The organism is Shewanella waksmanii (assembly GCF_043643685.1).
Classification (GTDB): Bacteria; Pseudomonadota; Gammaproteobacteria; order Enterobacterales; family Shewanellaceae; genus Shewanella; species Shewanella waksmanii_A.
The window spans coordinates 330764-346049 of record NZ_JBHZSN010000001.1 but is presented as its reverse complement, the minus strand read 5'-3'; the positions used below and the strand labels follow the sequence as shown (position 1 = coordinate 346049).

The window sequence follows — 15286 nt, the reverse complement described above, 5'->3', positions numbered from 1 at the left end:
GCTCGCTAGCGAGAAAGAGGCCAGTTTTTACACTTTTGTCATAAAATTACAAAATAAGTCGTACAGATCGACTTTTTCACCATCCCTATGGCTAATCAGGCCGCTTATTAGAACCAGATCACACCTTTTAGCAACTTGGGTTGGTACTTTAGTTACCAGAAAAGATAACAACTTTTAATTTTGAGCATAAAGGTGATTTTATGGCTGCTAAATTTTTTATCCCATCTGTTAACGTACTTGGTCAAAATGCCGTCGATGATGCGATTGGTGATATTAAAACCCTTGGCTTTAAACGTGCGCTTATTGTCACAGACCAACCATTAGTTGATATTGGACTGGTTGCCCAAGTTACTGAAAAGCTAGGCCAGGCAGATATCAGCTCTGTTATCTTCGCTGGTGTTCAACCCAACCCAACCGTCGGCAATGTCGAAGCGGGCCTAGCATTGCTAACCGCAAATGATTGTGATTTTGTCATCTCATTAGGTGGTGGCTCACCCCATGACTGTGCCAAAGGTATCGCTTTGGTCGCAACCAATGGCGGTAGCATCAAAGACTATGAAGGACTTGATGTTTCAAGCAAACCCCAGCTGCCATTAGTGGCAATCAACACCACTGCAGGTACTGCAAGTGAAATGACCCGCTTCTGCATCATTACCGATGAAGAGCGTCATATCAAAATGGCGATTGTTGATAAACACACCACGCCTATTTTATCGGTAAATGACCCAGAGTTAATGCTAGCTAAACCTGCTGGACTTACTGCTGCTACCGGTATGGATGCATTAACCCACGCCATTGAAGCTTATGTTTCTATTGCGGCAAACCCTATCACTGACGCATGCGCCATCAAAGCGATTGAGCTTATCAAGGGCAACTTGGTGGAAGCGGTAGAGAATGGTCAAAACATTGATGCACGTGACCAAATGGCCTATGCACAATTCTTAGCAGGCATGGCCTTTAATAATGCCAGCTTAGGTTATGTTCATGCAATGGCTCACCAGCTTGGTGGTTTTTACGACTTACCGCATGGGGTATGTAATGCGTTATTGTTGCCACATGTTCAAGAATATAACGCGCAAGTGGCTGCACCTCGCCTGAAAGATGTCGCCAAAGCAATGGGCGTCGATGTTACAGGTATGTCTGACGAGCAAGGCGCAACAGCAGCTATTGATGCAATTAAAGCACTTTCAGTTGCGGTGCATATTCCTGAAAACCTCACCAAACTTGGGGTGAAAGCTGAGGATATTCCAACGCTTGCAGACAACGCATTAAAAGATGCCTGTGGCTTAACCAATCCTAAGCAAGCAACCCATGAAGAGATCTGTCAAATCTTCACTAACGCACTATAAGCGTAAGAAATTGCGGTCAGTCTACGGCCGTCCCCTCTCGCGCTTTTCCCTGCAAACTTAAAGCGCAAAAGGCCTAACTCATCGTTAGGCCTTTTTATAAAGCATACTAAGTAAAACACCCTCAACAAACAGAAAACGCTTGTAGCCGCCCGCTTCTGACAGTGCTTATTACTCCTTTTAACTGCGCTTTAGGCTTATGTTTTAGGCTTATCTAGTAGCGCAGCTACATATCAAAGCCTCTACCTAAAAACCCCATAAACCGCTGCAAAACCAGCTCAAAAGGTCCCCCCTACTAAATAACTGTCTGTAAAATCTACCGCAAATCAGCGAGTAAAATATTCACCCGGTCACAGCGCAAATTTTCTAGCAAAACCGCTAGCACAAAGAGATACAAGTGTTATAGACTGTTAACAGTTCGCTTTTTCCCTGCAAAGAATCAGCAAGCTAAAGGCCCAAGAAAGTTGATTTCTTGGGCCTTAATTTTATGGGTAGACAAACAGCTAAATGTTAACTTCATGTCACCTTAAGCTAGCTGGTTTACACTGAGTAAAATGAATAAGTAAGGATCCAACCTCGCTATGCAATGGGCACAACTTGGACAGCACTTTTGGTCATTTGGAATCGCATTTGGACTGATTACCGCATCGGTAATAAGTAGTCTAGTGACATTATGGGAATGGCTACAAAACCCCGGAGGCGTATTTTATGCGGGGGGAACCACACAATGGGATAACGTGCTTGCTACTTTTACTAGCTGGTTTATGCCGACGTTTTTCTATGCAGGACTCGCAGCCGCCATTGGACATTTAAGTATCTCATTGCTGACCCAGTGGCTCAGCAAAAAAAAGTAACCGCGCTTAAGGCTTAACTACTCATAGGTACTTAAGCAACTAGTCACTTAAACACTTAGCCATCTAGCAGCACCTTCACTTCTGATGAAGGTGCATCTACAACTTATACCAGTCGGCAAGAGCATTTTATGACCTTATCTCAAAAGCGCTAAACTCTCGCTGAGCGGTCACATCTTTATGCCGATTGGTATTAGCTTAAACGGATGCCGGATTTTGGCGTTGCAAAAATTGTAGTAGCTCAGCCAACTTTTCAACACTGTCACGCAGTGGCGCAGGCATAGTGTCAAACTCCACACCTAAAAGCAGATTTTTTACTTCTAGCCCTAACTCAGTGTCGCCCTCAATAGTGAGCTTTCGCTGGAAAAATAGCGTATCAGGGTCTTCTTTGCCAGCGGCTATCAACAGCAGATCTTTAGAATTACCACTAAAAACCACCTCAGCGTTACCATTAGGTACAATAACGATTTGCTTATCAAAGCTCACTTCAAAACGAAGATCCATGTCACTCACTTCGATACCCACCCAGCGCTGATTAAGAAAATCCAGTTCCTCATCTGCGATTTGCTGCTTTAGAACCAAACTCAATAGTCGCTGTAGCACTTGGCTTTTCACTGCAAATGGAACTAAATGCAATGGCTTAGCAATCACCTGTGGTCCATGATTAATAAGCTGTTTAGCCGCATTGGCAAAAAAACGCGATTGCATCAAAGGTCTCTCCATACACATCAACATGATAAGGTCACCAAAATGAATGAAACATTTGGCGATTAATACAGCAACTTAGCTGCTGCTACGAAAAAGAAACCAAGTTTAACCAGATTTTATGATCACAAACCTGTTTTACATCAACAATTCAAACTGGAATCGGTTTTACACTCCAATCTTTTTGTGGGAGAACACAATATGGAGCTGTTATGTCCAGCAGGGAATCTGGCTTCACTAAAAACCGCTTTAAATGCGGGGGCTGATGCTGTTTATTTAGGTTTAAAAGATGACACCAATGCCCGCTCTTTTGCAGGATTAAACTTTACCCCAAAAAAGCTACAGCAAGCAGCGCAATACACCCAAGCATTAGGTAAAAAAATATTCCTAACGATCAATACCTTTCCTAAACCGGGCGAAGAACAGCGCTGGTATGACGCCATTGACCTAGCGGCGAATACCGGCGTAAATGCACTGATCATGGCCGATTTGTCCCTGCTTGATTATGCCCATAGCCGCTATCCTAAACTGCCTTTACATCTATCGGTTCAGGCTAGCGCCACCAACCTGGGCGCACTCAGCCTGTACAAAAAAGAGTTCAACATTGAGCGTGCAGTACTGCCAAGAGTGCTTTCGATGAAACAGGTCCGCGACCTGTCTAAGGTTAGCCCTGTTGATTTAGAAGTCTTTGCCTTTGGTAGCTTATGCATCATGGCCGAAGGCCGTTGCCATCTATCCTCTTATGTAACGGGACAATCTCCTAATACCGGTGGCTCTTGCTCACCGGCTCAACATGTCCGCTGGCAGGAGGTTAACGGCAGTCGTCAAACCCGGCTCAATAACGTGCTCATCGACGAGTCCAGTATTGATGAGCAAATGGGTTATCCCGTGGTGTGTAAAGGCCGTTACACCACCGAGGAAAACAGTCACCCTAGTCATTTATTAGAGTCACCAACCAGTCTTAATACTTTAAGTCTATTGCCTGAACTCGCCAAAGCTAACGTGGTTTCACTGAAAATTGAAGGCCGCCAACGCAGTCCAGCCTACGTTGAGCAAGTGACTAAAGTCTGGCGCCAAGCCATTGATACTTATTTAAATGATCCACAAGCTTATCAAACCAAACAACAATGGGATCTGGCATTAGCCAAAGTCTCTGAAGGTCAAACAACGACATTAGGCGCCTACGAGCGAGCATGGCAGTAAATATGCAAAACACCTTAAAAATCTCTCTGGGCCCCTTGCTTTATTGCTGGTCGAAAGAGAAGGTCACCGAGTTTTACCAACACGTTGCCGAAAGCAACATCCCGCTTGTGTACTTAGGTGAAGCGGTTTGCAGTCGTCGCCGTGAAATGAAGTTTGCAGATTACTTTGCTATTGCACAACAGCTAAGGGACAGTGGCAAGCAGGTCGTACTGTCTACATTGGCTTTAATTGAAGCACCGTCCGAGTTTACTGAACTAAGTAAGCATATTGATAATGGTGAATTTGCTATTGAGGCTAACGATATGGGAGCGGTATCAGTGGCTAAATCACTGGGGTTGCCGTTTATTTGTGGTCCAACTATCAATAACTATAATCTTGCCACGTTAAACAAGCTGGCAACTTGGGGAATGCAGCGGTTTGTCATGCCCGTTGAACTATCAAAACATTGGCTAGCACATATTTTGGCAAATCGACAACAACAGCACTTTGAAGCCGAAGTTTTTGGTCATGGCTATCTGCCACTGGCTCATTCCGCTCGCTGCTTCACCGCACGACAACTTGGTCGGCAAAAGGATGGCTGTCAAATAGCCTGCATAAAACATAGTAAAGGCTTACTTGCACAAACCCAAGAAAACCAACCACTATTGCGTATTAACGGTATTCAGACTCAATCTGCACAAGCGATTGATTTAACGGATCAGTTGCAATCAATGCAAACAATGGGGGTTGATTACTTTCGGGTATCACCATCATCATTGCGCTGTATTGAGCTAGCACAACGGCTCATCAACGCTGAAACGGTTATTGAACGAAGCGATAATCAAACACATTGCGATGGATACTGGCATGGAAAGCCTGGGTTTACCCTAGGCGCGGCGGTTTAGCTCACTCCACCTGTGATTCTCGCTGGCTCCAAACCAGCGAGAATACCCAGATCATAAATAAGCCTAAACTCACCCATTCGATTAATGCTGGCCACCAAAGCTCAGGCCTTGGTTGCGCCATCACCATTTCCTGATAAAACGGCTTACCATTAACTGCGATACCGATATCTAAATGCGCTAATAACAGCGATAAAGTGAAGCTAAGCCAAGTAATAAACGCCCAAAATACACTGCCTAAAGCGGCAAATCGGCGTTTAGCAAACGCAATATAAAACAGATACATCAAGCTACTACTAAAGCCAAAGTAGTAAAAGCAATGCATGGCCTTATTGTGTAAATGGTACACGTTGATAGGAAACAGTCCAACCACAGCAAGCGACAAGAAGCTAGCACCTAAAAGCACAAAGCAAGGTAATAACCAGGGGCTGTCACTGATTTGCATAGCGAACAAACAAAAAAGCACCAGACTTAAACTGCCAAAAAACAACCCACCATTTAACAGCACCGCACCTTGGGAGTGGCCGTAATGCCCAAGTTCGCTAACGGAAAAATTCAAAAAGCTAAATTTGTGGCCATCAACATCAGAAAAGCTCAATGTAGCGGCAACCACACCTAGCACTAAACCCAGCAAACCAAGCATGCCAAACCGAAATGCGAGCTTAGAAAGTTTTTGTTGCCTTGAGATCATAGTTATTACATTCACTACACATAAAATGCCACAAACCCCTATGGAAACAGATTTTATTACTAAGGTCTAGCCTGAAATATTTACAATGTGGTCAATCACTAACAAATCGATTGTTGGCTACGTTCAATTTTTAACCACTATTTTTCTCTTACCCTTTTTTGCCATTGTTCTGAAATCAGTACAAAGCAGCATTCGCTAATAAAGCGAAATATAACAGCACAGCATATTGGAAAATAGCGGATATCCATGGCAAAAACACAGGAAAAACTAATCCACATCACAATTGTGGTTTTTATGTGATATGGCTAACAAAACAAATGGTTAAGTGATAAAATCCACAACATAAAAAATATAAGTGTTCAATTTAAAATTAACCTCTGAGTAGTAATTTATGACCCGACAGCAAGTAAGCCAAGCGATGCGGGAAGTTAAGCTCGCCGCTGATGATGAACTGATCTCGAGTACCGACTTATCTGGAAAAATCACCTATATCAACCAAACATTCATCGATATCTCTGGGTATTCTGAACAAGAACTGATTGGTCAAAATCACAACATTATTCGCCACCCCGACATGCCCAAAGCGGCATTTGCTGATCTGTGGCAAAAATTACAAGCAGGACAGTCTTGGCGAGGCGTAGTCAAAAATCGTTGCAAAGATGGCCGCTTTTATTGGGTTGATGCTTTTGTGTCACCACTATATGAAAATGGTAAAGTCATCGGCTACCAATCTGTGCGTGTTAAACCTAAACAGGCCTACATTACAGCTGCAGAGAAAATCTACAAACGCTTAAACCTAGGTAAATCGGTAAATGACCCGCTTAGCCTAAACAACAAGCGCATCATCTCCGCCATAAGTGCTACCACTGGCTTAGCGATAGCCGGGTACTTGTTTGGGTGGCAAGTGATCGTCGCAGGCTGCATATTGATGGCTATTAATCTCGCCATATTCTATGACGAAGCATTTCGCGTCCCTGCCAAACTGATGGCATTAAAAGATAACTATGATTCGGTCAGCCGTTTTATCTATTGTGGCCGTGATACCTCATCACTACTTGATTTTCAGATGCTAATGAAAGAAGCCAAGCTTCAAGGCGTGCTGGGACGCAACCAAGATAGCGCCAATACCATCAATGATATTGCCAGCCAATTAATCGTGGCTGCTAACCAAACCCATGCGGGCATCGACAAAGAAAACCAGCAAATAGAGCAAATAGCCAGTGCAATGGAAGAGATGGGCGCCACTATCGGCGAGGTTGCGACCAACACCCAATCCACTTCCGATCATATTGAACAAACCTACCAGCTTTGCGCTGACAGTCGCGATAAGATGCAAACTAATGCCAACAGTATTGCCACCCTCACCCATTCGGTCACAGTGGCGGCAGAAAACGCTCAACAACTCAATAAAGAAGCCGAACAAGTCGCCAATGCCATGAGCGAAATCGATGCCATCGCAGAGCAAACTAACTTGTTAGCCCTAAATGCCGCCATCGAAGCAGCACGAGCCGGTGAGCAAGGTCGAGGCTTTGCCGTTGTGGCAGATGAAGTTCGAGCCCTATCTTCTCGCACTCAAGTATCAACCAACAGCATTTCCACCAGCGTGGATAAGATGTTTAATATGCTCAGCGATTGGGCAAAGCAGATGGAACAAAGCAAAGAGCAAGCTCAAGATTGTGCTAATGAAACCCAAGAATCCGCCAATCATTTGGAAAACATCTACCAATCGGTTAGTCATATTCAGTCACTCGCACAGCAAAATGCGGTCGCTGCCGACCAACAAAAACAGGTTGTCAGCGAAATTAATCACGGCATTTATGAAATAAACCATGCTGCAAACTCTAACTTGTCGGCATTGACCGAGGTTGAAAACTCCATTCTCGAACTAAAATACAATGCAGATAAAGCCAAAGGATTAAGGCAAACCTTTGGTTAATCATCAATTATTGTTTGCCGCTGTCTAGATGGCGGCAAACAATAACATCTACAAACATAACTACCACATTGTTTTAAAAGGATTTTAACCAAAAATTACATGGTGCATTCTGCTATTTTTCCGCTACAATATATTTAGTCAAAATCAGCTAATAACTATTCTTCATCAGTGATTATTCTCACCTATTGCTGGAATCGTTTTACATGGCTAGATGAAGGGAGTAACCTTCGTCGCTACGCTTGAATGGATATTCAGCATCAAAAAAACTTTAGCAATGAGTTGTAACGTAAACGACTCGAATCAACTAAGTAGATATTTAGGGTAAAAAAGTGGCAGAAAAACAAACCCATAACATGAGAACGATATTGACCTTTATCGTTCCTTCACTTATCGGCTTATTGCTGTTCATGACACCGATAAGCTATAACGACGCGATCACTATCCCCATCGCGATCATCTCTAAAGGCTTACAAGCCTATATCGGTGATGCCATTATCGGTATTGTCACCGCAATCGTCGTTGCCACTGCGCTTGCTACGTTGGCAACTAAAGCCTTTAAACCTGCAATAGTTAGCAATAGTCGCTTTTTCACTTCTCTGCTGGATGTGTCACCAGCTTGGACTGTGGTGCGACTGCTTGGTGCGGTGTTTATCGTATTAACCTTTATGGGAGTAGGTCCTGAAGCCATCCGCTCAGGTGATACTGGTGCATTAGTATTAAATGATCTACTACCGGTATTATTTTGTGTGTTTATCTTTGCCGGCATGCTGTTACCGCTACTATTGAATTTTGGCCTATTAGAGCTCTTTGGTACGCTGCTGACCAAAATTATGCGTCCCGTTTTCAACTTGCCAGGTCGCAGTGCTATTGATTGTATGGCATCTTGGTTGGGCGACGGTAGCGTCGGTATTTTGATGACCAGCAAGCAATATGAAGCTCGGTTTTATACCCAACGTGAAGCGGCTGTCATCGGTACCACCTTCTCTGCAGTTTCAATCACGTTCTCGTTAGTGGTGATCTCGCAGGTAAAACTGGAACATCTATTCGTACCATTTTACCTAACGGTTTGTTTAGCCGGTATTGTAGCAGCGATTATTGTGCCTAAACTGCCGCCGCTCAGCTGGAAAAAAGATCACTATATCGACAACACGCCACGTCATCCTGATGATGAAGTGATTCCCCATGGGCACGGCGTGATGTCTTGGGGTCTAGATCAGGCGTTAAATAAAGCCTCAAAAGCCGGCGGTGTTGGCCATACACTTAAAGATGGCGTTAAGAACGTCATCGACATGATTTTTGGTGTAATTCCTGTGGTTATGGCCATTGGTACTGTGGCGCTGATTATCGCTGAATACACGCCAATATTTGATTACTTAGGTATGCCATTTATTCCGCTACTAGAATTGTTGCAGATTCCTGAAGCTACCGCGGCATCAAAGACCATCGTTGTCGGATTTGCGGATATGTTTATTCCGTCAATTCTAGCTGCATCGATTGAATCTGACATGACCCGATTTGTGATTGCGGCTATGTCTGTTACGCAGCTTATCTATATGAGTGAAGTCGGCGCACTATTAATTGGTAGTAAAATCCCAGTCAATATCGCTGAACTGTTCGTGGTATTCATTCTACGTACATTGGTGACTCTGCCTGTTATCGCTGGTGTAGCGCATATCATTTTTTAACGCTAACGGTCACAATTAAAACCAAGGGAGCCACTAACTAGGCTCCCTTTTTATTACTTATCTCGCACTTTCATTAATCCCTTCTACACTTATAGCTTAACACCCTAACTTTATTAAAAATTAATCGGCGAAGTGTCATGAGACAACTGTTGCTAGTCATCCTCTATTGCTTCAGCTATTACAGTTGCGCAGCCCATTTTTCACCAAGGTTTGATAGCTTCGGTGTTGATGAAGGCTTATCGATGAATACAGTTAATGACGTAATTAGTGACAATCAAGGTTACTTATGGGTTGCAACCCAAGCTGGACTAAATCGATTTGATGGCAAACAGTTTCGAGTATACCTACCCAATCCACAATCCCAAGGCCCATCTAAAAAACACATCAGCCAGCTGTACCTCAGTGACAGTAATCGATTATGGCTCATTACCCGAAGTGACGGACTTAACTTATATCACCCAGAATCTGATTCCTTTGAGTACTTTAACTTCGCCAATAGTGGCATACCCAACAATCACATTACTGACGTTGCAGAGGACAGCACTGGCCACTTATGGATAGCGACTGCCGATCAAGGCCTAGTTTACTTTGACCCGAGCAACAACAAGGTACGGGCACAATATCGCGCCGATGGCTCTGAGCAGGCCATTGCCAGTGACCAAATTATTGCGCTATTTCAAGATCAGTTTAAACGCTTATGGGTACTGTTCGAGCATCAACTGATGGTACTCGATAGCACTAGAAACCTATTTGTTAGTGCAAAAATTACCGCAGGAAACAGCAAGTTTACTAGCATAGAGCAAGCACCCAATAACAACTTTTGGCTAGGTACTGAAACGGGCGAGTTGTGGTTATTTAACCCAAAAAAACGCATGACTTCTGCCATATCACTACATGACCGTCAGCTCAATACCGCTATCAGTAGCCTGCAATATGATGGGGTAAACACTTTATGGATTGGCTACAAAAATCAGGGGGTCACCCTTTACGACACTAAGCTGCAAACTGCGCAGCCACTGAAACACAATGGCTCACATTCTTTTTCTTTATCCAGTCCACTGGTCAATACGCTATGGCTAGATGATGAGCGGCAAATGTGGATAGGCACCCAAGGTGGTGGGCTGAATAAGGTCAATCTGAACAGTCAACTATTTGGCCATATTCACCCTTATAGCTTCAGTAAAAACAATTTAAGAAACAAAGATGTTAGGGCAATATTTCCCCATAAAGACAACCTGTATGTTGGCACAGCCAAAGGTGTTTACGTGGCAAAATTAACGGACAATCAACCAACCAGCGGCTTTAAAAAGTTTGCCCCAAACAATAGCCGCCTAAGTAATAGCTTTATTAGCTTTATCCAACAAGCACCCAATGGCCAGCTTTGGTTTGGTACCCGTGGCAATGGCTTGTATCTTTATGATGAACAAGGCCAGTATCAACACTTATTCCAAGGCGACAACCCCAACAGCCCAAATTATCTACCTAGCAATCAGCTGTACTCGGTATTTTTTGACAATGCAGCTCAAGGATGGATAACCACTAAGGATGACGGCCTCATTAAAATCGACTCAAAGGGCTCGTTAACGCACTTTCATTATGATGAAAATGAGATCAATCACTTACCGACCAATGCACTGACCGATGTCATTCAAGATCCCAGAGGACATTATTGGTTTACCTCTTATCAAGATGGGTTAGTCGAGTTAGATCTCAATGGTCAATTCCACCATTACGTTGATGCTGCACTTCCTTCTAATCACCTGTTTAATATTGTGCTCGGTGACAATAATCTACTGTGGATTGCCAGCAGCGATGGCTTAGTAAAGTTCGATACTGTGACTAAACAGCATCAATTCTACAGCAAACAATCGGGCTTGATAGGTGATACTGTTTACTTGCTAACCAAAGATGTCAGTGGCCAATTATGGCTTGGCACTGCTAACGGCTTAAGCCGTTTCAACCCCAGCAACGAACAGGTTACCAGTTTTACCCGTAACGATGGCATTCAAGACAATGAGTTTAATTTTGGCGCTAGCTACCTAGCAGATTCTGGCAGGCTCTATCTCGGCGGTATTAATGGTTTTAACCATTTCCAACCAGCGGATATTCGCCCAGCATCAGCCCCCAAGCGCCCCATTATTGATGCTTTATACATCTTAGATAAACAAGTTGCGCTTCCCACCACCACAACCAGCAACTTGCAAAAAGGCAGCCGCGCCGCCACCCTAAAACTACACTACAATGACCAAGTGTTTTCTTTGCACTTTCATAGCCCTAGCCTACATGCAGCTGATGAGCTTAGCTATGAGTATCGCATGATTGGCGTGAGTGACACTTGGCTCCCCTCGCCAGAAGGACGCTTTATCTATTTTACTGGGCTAAAGCCTGGTGCTTACCTATTTCAAGTAAGAGCTAGAGATCTAAATGGCAACTTGAGTCCCAATAAACAACTGAAAATTATCATTCCACCAGCACCTTGGCGCTCCTCCTGGGCTTATGCGAGCTACATCGTCATTATTTTAATGCTCATCACTTGGTTGTTTTACTTTAAACACCGCCAGTTTAAGCAACAATCTCAGGTGCTCAGCCGCATTGAAAATAGCGAGCAACGTTTACTGTTGGCATTGTGGGGCAGCGGTGATGAGTTTTGGGACTGGGACCTGGTGGCTAAACGCACAGTCCGAACCAACTCGTTTCTAGACTACCCCAAAGATACTGTTAGTCTAGAGCAGGTATTAGCTCAATGTGTTCATCAAGATGATATTGCTGAAATACGCCAGCAACTCGAAGCATGTTTACAAAACCGCGCTGACAAATTCTCTGTCGCGTATCGCGGCCGCGGTGAAAATGATCAATGGGTTTGGGTACTCAACCGAGGCCAGGTTGTCAATCGCGACAGCCATAATAAACCCACTCGAATTGCTGGCACCATAAAGAACATTCAACAACTCAAACAAAGCGAGTTCGCCTTAAAGCAGTTAAATACAGAGCTCGAAGACCGCGTTAAAGCTCGTACTCAAGCACTCGAGGCCAGTAATCAGGAGCTGACAGATACCTTAGCAAGTTTAGAGCATGCGCAAACAGAATTGCTTGATAAAGAGAAAATGGCCGCACTGGGTGGCTTGGTCGCCTCTATCACCCATGAGATCAATACTCCCATAGGTATCAGTGTCACAGCTGCATCGCACCTACAAGAAAGCGTCAAACAATTTAATCAGGCTTATGCCAATGAAGATGTCTCCCATGATGACTTCGAGCAATATCAAAAAGAGGTTGCCGAATGCTCACAACTGATGCTAACCAACCTTGAGCGCGCCTCTAAGCTGATTAAGAGTTTTAAACAAGTGTCTGTTGACCAATCCCACGAAGACGTTCGCCAATTCGATCTACACAACTATTTAGATGAAATTTTTGTTTCTCTCAATCCTTTACTTTCTCGCACCCCACATCAATATCAATACAGCTGTCCTAAAAACCTGCAGGTAACCAGTAACCCCGGTGCGTTTTATCAAATTATCAGTAACTTGTTTAATAACTCTGTGATCCACGCATACCCTGATGGCAGAAGCGGCCAGCTAAGCCTAACCATCACTCGCGGTGACGATGCACTGATCATGACTTATCAGGATGATGGTTGTGGTATGAGTGAAGAAGTTAAAAACAATATTTTTTCCCCCTTCTATACCACTAAGCGCGGAAAAGGCGGCAGTGGTTTAGGCATGAATATTGTTTACAACTTGGTGAGCCAGGTTCTAGGGGGCAATATCGAACTACAATCGAGCCCCAATAATGGCAGCCTATTTACCATAAAATTACCACTTAGCTTACTAGATGAGGGTTAAGCTTTTATCAGAGTTAAGTGCCTCGTCCTCGTTCATTTACTTGCAATAAATTAGTCATCAACTGGTCAAACGGCCACCGTACTCTGCCCTTAAGCTCGCTAAAGCTGTGTATCAGTATTTAGCTCGCTCCCTAATTGAATGGAACAGACTACGAGTGACCATTATGGAAAAGACCATTTTTAGTGTTGATGATGTTGTTGCCAATAACCTACCTAAGATCAATCAGTCACCTTGGCTGGCAACGCCAACAAAAGCGCTTTTACGCTATTTTCTTATGGAAAAGCAGTGCCAGCAAATCACCCAAGAGTTTGATTACCTTAGTGGTATCGATTTTATTGAGCAGGTACTTGCGAAATTCAACTTTAACTACAGTGTTCCTAATAGCGAAGTCGAGAATATTCCCAGCGAAGGCCGTGTCATCATTTACGCCAATCATCCTATTGGCTCCCTTGATGCACTCGCGATGATAAAACTGATTAGCGAAATCCGCCCAGATATTAAAGTCGTCGCCAATGAGCTATTAATGGCTTTAGCCCCACTACACAATATTTTACTGCCAGTAAGAAACATGACTGGCGGCACGCCTAAACAGCATTTAAATAACATCCATCAACACTTAAAAAGTGAAGGTGCGGTGTTAATCTTTCCATCTGGAGAGGTGTCTCGTTTGCGTCCAAATGGTGTACGTGACTTACATTGGCATAGTGGTTTCGTAAAAATAGCCAAGGCTTGCCATGCACCGCTATTACCTATGTTTGCCGATGCAAAAAACTCAGCCGCATTTTATGGGGCTTCGATGATTTACAAACCCTTAGCCAGCTTGATGTTAGTCAAAGAGATGTTCAAACAAGCTGAAAAAACCATGCCGATTAGAATCGGGCAGCTTATTCCGAAAGAAGTGGTAATGGGGCACGATTTCCCACTTAAAACCCAAGTGAAGCTGCTCAAGAACCACCTCTACCGTATTGGTAAAAATCGCAGCCCTCTATTTACTACCCAAAATGCCATTGCTCACCCAGAATCTCGCAGCGATCTCAATGAGGCATTAATGCAATGTGAACTGCTTGGGCAAACCCACGACGATAAACAGATCTTCTTATACCAACACAGCGATAGCTCGCCGATCATGCGTGAGATAGGCCGCTTGCGAGAAATTGCATTTCGCGCTGTGGGTGAAGGCAGTGGCAAACGCCGCGATACCGATAAGTATGATGCTCACTACTTGCACTTGGTACTTTGGGATCCTCAAGCATTAGAAATTGTTGGCGCGTACCGTTTTGGACATGCAGCCAAATTACATGCTGCTACTAATGAAACTGGGCTATACAGCCAATCGTTATTTCAATATAGCCAAGCATTTACGCCATATTTTGAAAAAGGGTTAGAACTTGGACGTAGCTTCGTACAACCTAAATATTGGGGCAAACGCAGCTTAGATTATCTTTGGTTCGGTATCGGTGCCTATCTTGCAAAACATCCTGAGTGTCGCTATTTATTTGGCCCAGTTTCAATCAGCGACAATCTACCTGAACATGCCAAAGAGAGCCTAGTGCATTTTTATCGCACTCACTTTGCGCCGACACAAGCCATGGCAGAAGCGAACAGCCAATACACCATAGAGCCCACACGCCAGCAAAGCTTAGCCTCCCAGTACCCTGGGCTGGATTATCAAACAGAATTTAAACAGCTCAAACAGGCACTATCTAGCATGAACAGTGCTGTACCAGCTTTGTACAAACAATATGGCGAGCTTTGCCAAACTGGCGGGGTGGAGTTTTTAGACTTTGGTGTCGATGCAGAATTCGGTGATTGCATCGACGGCCTGGTCTTGGTTGATACCCACAAGCTCAAGCCGAAAAAACGCAGCCGTTACATAGATTGCCATTTAGCAGAGCTCAATCAAGTCTCTTAGGCGTGATTGTTCACCCAAGCACTGGGGCAAGATGTTGAACATTGATACCAGGCAGCGACTTATTGTGTGGTTATTGCACACAATAAGTCGCTAACATAGTAAAATGACGACAAGAGCTGCCAGAGCGGTTGATTAAAAACCACTTTGCACAGATTAGTCACTTTGCACAGATTAGTTAAAACTACTTTGCTTAAATTTACTTGCGAGCTTGAGTTGCTTGCGAGCCTGTTTAAA

At 43.9% G+C, this 15286-nt stretch carries 10 protein-coding genes; 8 read left to right on the top strand and 2 right to left on the bottom strand.

Annotated features, from left to right (window positions below):
- Positions 1 to 200 precede the first annotated feature (200 nt).
- Together yiaY and ACHUFW_RS01560 are read left to right on the top strand one after the other, a co-directional pair.
- Positions 201 to 1349, top strand: coding sequence for an L-threonine dehydrogenase (gene yiaY, locus ACHUFW_RS01565; protein ID WP_394200230.1), 1149 nt, complete (start codon positions 201 to 203; stop codon positions 1347 to 1349).
- 578 nt (positions 1350 to 1927) lie between these two features.
- A complete protein-coding gene (locus tag ACHUFW_RS01560; protein WP_394200229.1) occupies positions 1928 to 2200 on the top strand; it encodes a hypothetical protein in 273 nt (90 codons plus the stop codon).
- 195 nt (positions 2201 to 2395) lie between these two features.
- Here the strand turns inward: ACHUFW_RS01560 and ubiT are convergent, their stop codons facing one another.
- Positions 2396 to 2905 (bottom strand): ubiquinone anaerobic biosynthesis accessory factor UbiT, encoded by a 510-nt coding sequence (ubiT, locus tag ACHUFW_RS01555; RefSeq protein WP_394200228.1) that lies wholly within the window; start codon positions 2903 to 2905, stop codon positions 2396 to 2398.
- Positions 2906 to 3103: 198 nt separating this feature from the next.
- Here ubiT and ubiU point away from each other — a divergent pair, with 198 nt between their 5' ends.
- On the top strand, positions 3104 to 4105 hold the full coding sequence (gene ubiU, locus ACHUFW_RS01550) for a ubiquinone anaerobic biosynthesis protein UbiU (RefSeq protein WP_394200227.1): 1002 nt from the start codon (positions 3104 to 3106) through the stop codon (positions 4103 to 4105).
- Entirely contained in the window at positions 4096 to 4989 is an 894-nt protein-coding gene (locus ACHUFW_RS01545) for a U32 family peptidase (protein WP_394200226.1), read from the top strand. The genes ubiU and ACHUFW_RS01545 overlap by 10 nt, the downstream gene beginning before the upstream one ends.
- Before the next feature lies 1 nt (position 4990).
- Here the strand turns inward: ACHUFW_RS01545 and ACHUFW_RS01540 are convergent, their stop codons facing one another.
- Positions 4991 to 5677, bottom strand: a complete 687-nt coding sequence (locus ACHUFW_RS01540; protein ID WP_394200225.1) for a DUF998 domain-containing protein — start codon at positions 5675 to 5677, stop codon at positions 4991 to 4993.
- Positions 5678 to 6068: 391 nt separating this feature from the next.
- Here ACHUFW_RS01540 and ACHUFW_RS01535 point away from each other — a divergent pair, with 391 nt between their 5' ends.
- The 4 genes from ACHUFW_RS01535 to olsF all read left to right on the top strand — a co-directional run bounded on the left by ACHUFW_RS01535 (position 6069) and on the right by olsF (position 15052).
- Entirely contained in the window at positions 6069 to 7613 is a 1545-nt protein-coding gene (locus ACHUFW_RS01535; protein WP_394200224.1) for a methyl-accepting chemotaxis protein, read from the top strand.
- Between the two features lie 353 nt (positions 7614 to 7966).
- Entirely contained in the window at positions 7967 to 9298 is a 1332-nt protein-coding gene (locus ACHUFW_RS01530; protein WP_394200483.1) for a YjiH family protein, read from the top strand.
- A gap of 137 nt (positions 9299 to 9435) precedes the next feature.
- Positions 9436 to 13140: a two-component regulator propeller domain-containing protein gene (locus ACHUFW_RS01525; RefSeq protein ID WP_394200223.1), complete on the top strand. Its 3705-nt coding sequence runs from the start codon at positions 9436 to 9438 to the stop codon at positions 13138 to 13140.
- Between the two features lie 163 nt (positions 13141 to 13303).
- A complete protein-coding gene (gene olsF / locus ACHUFW_RS01520; RefSeq protein ID WP_394200222.1) occupies positions 13304 to 15052 on the top strand; it encodes a bifunctional ornithine lipid synthase OlsF in 1749 nt (582 codons plus the stop codon).
- The last annotated feature ends 234 nt before the right edge of the window (positions 15053 to 15286 follow it).